This is a genomic window from Chloroflexota bacterium (assembly GCA_014360825.1).
Classification (GTDB): Bacteria; Chloroflexota; Anaerolineae; order UBA2200; family JACIWT01; genus JACIWT01.
Genome location: JACIWT010000054.1, coordinates 1 through 2686 on the forward strand (window position 1 = coordinate 1; position 2686 = coordinate 2686).

Here is a 2686-nt window from a genome sequence, read left to right on the forward strand (position 1 = left end):
CTGGCTGCCCGCGTTTTGGATGATGATCTCGGAGTTCCAATAGTTGTTGTTGCGGTGCAGGAGGGGAACGTAGACCTTGTTCGAAACAGTCTCGACGGCGTTGTAGATGGCGCAGGTGTAGGGCGTTCCTTGATAGACACGGATCACGGAGACAGCGATGTCCTGGCTGGCAGCAATTACAGCGGAGCCGGAGAAACTGGCCCCTGGGGGCAAACCATCCACGACACGAAGCACACGAGAAGCACGGGGAGCAAGACGCATAGGAGGGGAATCGTCCCGCTCTGGCCATTCCAACCACCACTTATAGAAATCGCCATTGGGGTTGTAGAACGCTATGTCCACGGCCAGAGTGAGGTCGCTGCGGGGGTTCTGGATGACAATGCGTGAGTTCCAACCATTATAGTTGGCCTTGATGTCGGGCAGGTAGTAAAAGGTCGGGCGAGGCGTCCATTCGGGCGGTCGCCAATTTCCCGGTTGCCAGATGCCGAAGATGCCCCGAGGAACCCACGGCACCCGAACAGGTGACCAGAGTTGTCCACCGCCCGGCGGTGAACCCGGATGAGCCATGTAGCCCCAGATAAGTTCCTGATAGGGGTAGTTCGCTGGTAATTGGGTTCCATCAAACGGCGGTCGCGTCGCTTCGTAGAGCACAGTGTTGTTTGGGTCATTATCCTCACTCCAACCGTTGTATGCAGTCACGGCGTAGTACCAGTTCTCAGCCAAGGTGTGATTGTTCGGACTGATCAATCGGTAAGTAGGCGTAATGCAACACATCCAATTCCACTTGTCAATCAGGATCCGCGTCCCTGCGCCGATATTGTAGGGATATTCACCAGCGATTCGGCTGCTGTCCATCCCACCCATGCTATTCTCGTTGATTTGCATCACGCCGTAGTCGCAGCCGGCCCTCAAAGTGTACCCGTATCCACCATAAGGGGCATCAAACTGATGCCACCGGGTGTTCGATGACTGGCGCCAGCCTTCCTGCCAGCCTATGGCTTTGAGGAGGCGATCAGGGATAGGCTGTGAGGGCGAAACGCTCACATAGGTGATACCTGTGCCGCCGGGGTATTGTGTGGGAATCCCACGGGCGATAGAGGTATAGGCAGGGCGTGCATTGGCTGTGTTGGGGTCATTTTGAGCGGCCTGGTTGAATGCTGGGACCATAGCCGTTGGTGTGGGTTGATAGCCATATACCCGTGCTACTGAACAGGTCGGGGTTGGGGTCGGTGCCTGGGCCATAGGATGGCCTGCAACCGGCTGTGCCGCAGGCATCAGAAAGACGGCCGATAGGAGAAGGGCAGCAAAACCGGCAGTTAAAGCCAGCAGAGTGGCCCGTGACCATCTTAGTAGCAAGCGACTTGAAAGATCCTTTATTGTTCTCCTCCAGTAGAAGGTATCACACTACCAACCGCTTAACGACCATACGTAAGCCATCCCAGGAACAAGAACCAGTTGCCAGTAATCGTGATCCTGACCTGGCTGTTAGCCTGCAAGAGACTAGCTCCCCCCTTAGGGTAATTCTCCATGACCAACCATTGACCATCAGGTGACATTGAAAGAAAGTAATCCGAACCCCCATCTGGTAGGCGAGCCGCCACGGTGATGTCTCGATAGGCCATGGTATGTACATCCATGATCCGGTACCTAGCCAGCCCGATATGCAGGATGAGTTCATCGTTTGACACCCAACCACCAATATTCCACGGTTTCTCCAAATTAATGTCCATGCCCCTTTTCTCCCGTCCATCAGCAGATAGGTAAACCAGCCCTTCATAGATGCCTAAAGGGCTATATGTAGTGAAGATCATCTTCTTGTGATCCGGGGAGAGGAGCGGACGCAGATGCACTGGCTCTGTGTGCATAAGCGTGATGAAGGTTCTGTTTCCGGCCATGTCCACTGTCCATAACTCATACCCCTGGCTGGTCAACCGGCCATAAAGCACCTTCCCCTCCGGTGACCAGCCAATGAGATGAGGCGATTCAGCGTCGTCGGCTATGAGTGCTCTTTCCCAACTGCCATCCGCGGCAACGACATGTATCTCTGTCCGGTACAAGTCTTCATCCTTCTCACCCGCCGGTGCGGCGAACTTCGGTGCATACTTTGTATAAGCCAGCATTCGATTATCGGGTGACCACGCGGGATAGCAGTTTGCCGGACCACGAGGTTCCATTCCCCCTGCTAGTTCCCATTGTCCACTGCCGTCTATGTTCATCACCCAGAGTGTGCCTTCCAACCCAGGGCGGCCGCCTGGCCGTGAGAGCGTGGTGTAGGCAATTTTGCTTCCGTCAGGTGAGAGGGTGGCTCGGACCAACTGGGTACTCCAAGGCAGAGTATAGATGGTTGAACGGTTTGCTAAATCGCCCACATCTGCGAGCAAGAAAGTAGGAGTACGTTGTACACCCTCAGTAATAGTCGCCTCGGCCCACAGGAGTTTCAAGCCTGAGACAAAGGCTGTTGGCGTCGGCACGGGCGTTAGGGTGGTGGTCAGGGTAGGGGTGGGTATGGTGGGCGCGGGCGTTCTTGTTGGTGGCGGGTATGGCTCTGGCGTTTCTGTGGTCGGACGCGTTCGTATCGGCGGCGGGTATGGCTCCGATGTCAAAGTGGGCACAGGCAATAAGGGGGTGGGTGCCAGCGCCATCTGCTGTTGAGCACGCTGCGCCACGCTGCCAAACACCAGGAGAA

Annotated in this window: 2 protein-coding genes; both read right to left on the reverse strand. The window is 55.7% G+C overall.

Annotated elements, in window-relative coordinates; genetic code table 11:
- Positions 1 to 1356 (reverse strand): hypothetical protein (locus H5T64_13440; GenBank protein ID MBC7265336.1); only part of this gene is annotated, 1356 nt, incomplete at its 3' end.
- Positions 1357 to 1415: 59 nt separating this feature from the next.
- The coding region (locus H5T64_13445) for a PD40 domain-containing protein (GenBank protein ID MBC7265337.1) at positions 1416 to 2686 on the reverse strand (1271 nt) is incomplete at its 5' end.